The organism is Streptomyces sp. DT190 (genome assembly GCF_049846985.1).
In the GTDB taxonomy this organism is placed as follows: Bacteria; Actinomycetota; Actinomycetes; order Streptomycetales; family Streptomycetaceae; genus Streptomyces.
Window position 1 is genome coordinate 1 of the sequence record NZ_JBNCNM010000058.1, and the last position, 1,647, is coordinate 1,647.

General features: G+C 68.2%; 2 protein-coding genes. One reads left to right on the forward strand and one right to left on the reverse strand.

The genetic code is table 11. From position 1 onward, the window contains the following. The first annotated feature begins 124 nt into the window (after nucleotides 1-124). Complete coding sequence (locus ACPXCS_RS39555; protein WP_425952353.1) at nucleotides 125-628, forward strand: hypothetical protein; 504 nt, start codon at nucleotides 125-127, stop codon at nucleotides 626-628. Here ACPXCS_RS39555 and ACPXCS_RS39560 read toward each other — a convergent pair. Further along, nucleotides 567-1,376 carry an IS5 family transposase gene (locus ACPXCS_RS39560; RefSeq protein WP_425952352.1) on the reverse strand — a complete coding sequence of 270 codons (810 nt, stop codon included), beginning with the start codon at nucleotides 1,374-1,376 and terminating at the stop codon, nucleotides 567-569. The two genes, ACPXCS_RS39555 and ACPXCS_RS39560, sit on opposite strands and share 62 nt — an antisense overlap. Nucleotides 1,377-1,647 lie beyond the last annotated feature (271 nt).

Genomic DNA, 1,647 nt, shown 5'->3' on the forward strand with positions numbered 1-1,647 from the left:
TCAGAGGTCGTTCTCTTTCCGAACCCCAGGTGCGGTTTTTGCTGGTCAGGCATGAGATTGCGGCTGGCACGGAAGTCTCGCTCCGTTGCTGACCGAGATGTCATGGGGGTGGCGGATGCCGTCGATGCGGGCGGTGTTGGAAGCGCGGCAGAAAGCTGCGGCGGTGCGAGTGGAGGAACTCGAAGCCGAGTTGGAGCTGGTGCGGGTGGCTCTGGCGGAGGCGGAAGAGGTGCTCAGGCGTCGAGTGATCGGGCTGGAGCAGTATTTGGAGGCGCTGGCCGAGGAGGATGCACCCGCCGTGGCCGCCGTGTCGCAGAAGAAGCCGGTGGGACCACGCCGGGCGGTGCCTCACCGGGACGACGCGGCCGGGGTTGAGGTGTTGTCGGTGGACTACCAGGCATTGATGGCCGCCGCCCTGGAGGCGGGAGCCGATGGGCTCGGTGCCCGGCAGGCGGCGGTGGTGCTGGGCTGGGACAGCGCCTTGGCATCCCGTGTCGAGGGAGCGAGGGCCCGGCTGAAACGACTGGTGGAACGGGGCTGGCTGGTCGAAGAGAAGCCGGGCAGGTTCATGCTGCCCTCGCCGGAGCAGGACGCTGCTGGCGCTGGGCGGCCAGGCGCCGGCTCATGAGCATGGTCATCGACCACAGGATGATGCTCTCGCTGGTGTCGGTGCGCCGTTCGTAGTCACGGACCAGGCGCCGGCTGCGCAGGAGCCAGGCGAAGGATCTTTCGACGACCCAGCGGCGGGGCAGGACCTGAAAACCTTGGACGTCGTCGCTGCGGCGGACGATGTCGAGGACGACTCCGAGGTGCTGGACGGTCCAGTCGGTGAGGTGGCCGGTGTAACCGCCGTCGGCCCAGACCCGCACCAGCCGCCGGAAATGATTCTTCGCCGCAGGCAGCAGGACGCGGGCAGCGTCCCGGTCGGTCGTGGAGGCCGGCGTGACCAGCACAGCCAGCAGGAGCCCGAGGGTGTCGGTGAGCACGTGCCGCTTGCGCCCGCTGATCCTCTTCCCGGCGTCGTAACCCCGTGAAGCGAAGGTGACCGTGGCGTCCGCCTTCACCGACTGCGAGTCCACGACCCCCGCGCTCGGCTCCGGGCTGCGGCCCTCAGCTGTGCGGACGGCCTCGCGCAGACGTTCATGCAGCTCGGCCACCAATCCCGCATCCCGCCAGCGGGCGAAGAAGGCATACACACGCGGCCACGGCGGAAAGTCAGACGGCATCGCCCGCCACTTGATGCCGTTGTCGACGAGATAGCGCACCGCGTCGATCATCTGCCGGTGGCAGTAGCCCTCCGGACGCCCGCCCCGGCCCGCCAGCCATCCCGGCACTGGCAGCAGATCCCGCACCGACGCCCACTCCGCATCGCTCATATCCGAGCCGTACCGCGGCCGACGCCCTGGCCAGTCAGCCGCATTCCCGAACCGATGGGCGAGACAGTCACACCCAGGAGTGGACGGACTGGACCCGGCAACCATGACCACGCGACACTTCGACAACAGGGCCTCTTGCTTCTCGCTGGACTCGACAACCGCGAGCTACCAAGAGGCCCTTCCTCTATGCCCCACCAGCCCACAAGTCACCCGATCCAGGACCCCGTTCGAACCAGACCGAGCGCACGACCGGATAGAGAACGGCCAGTCA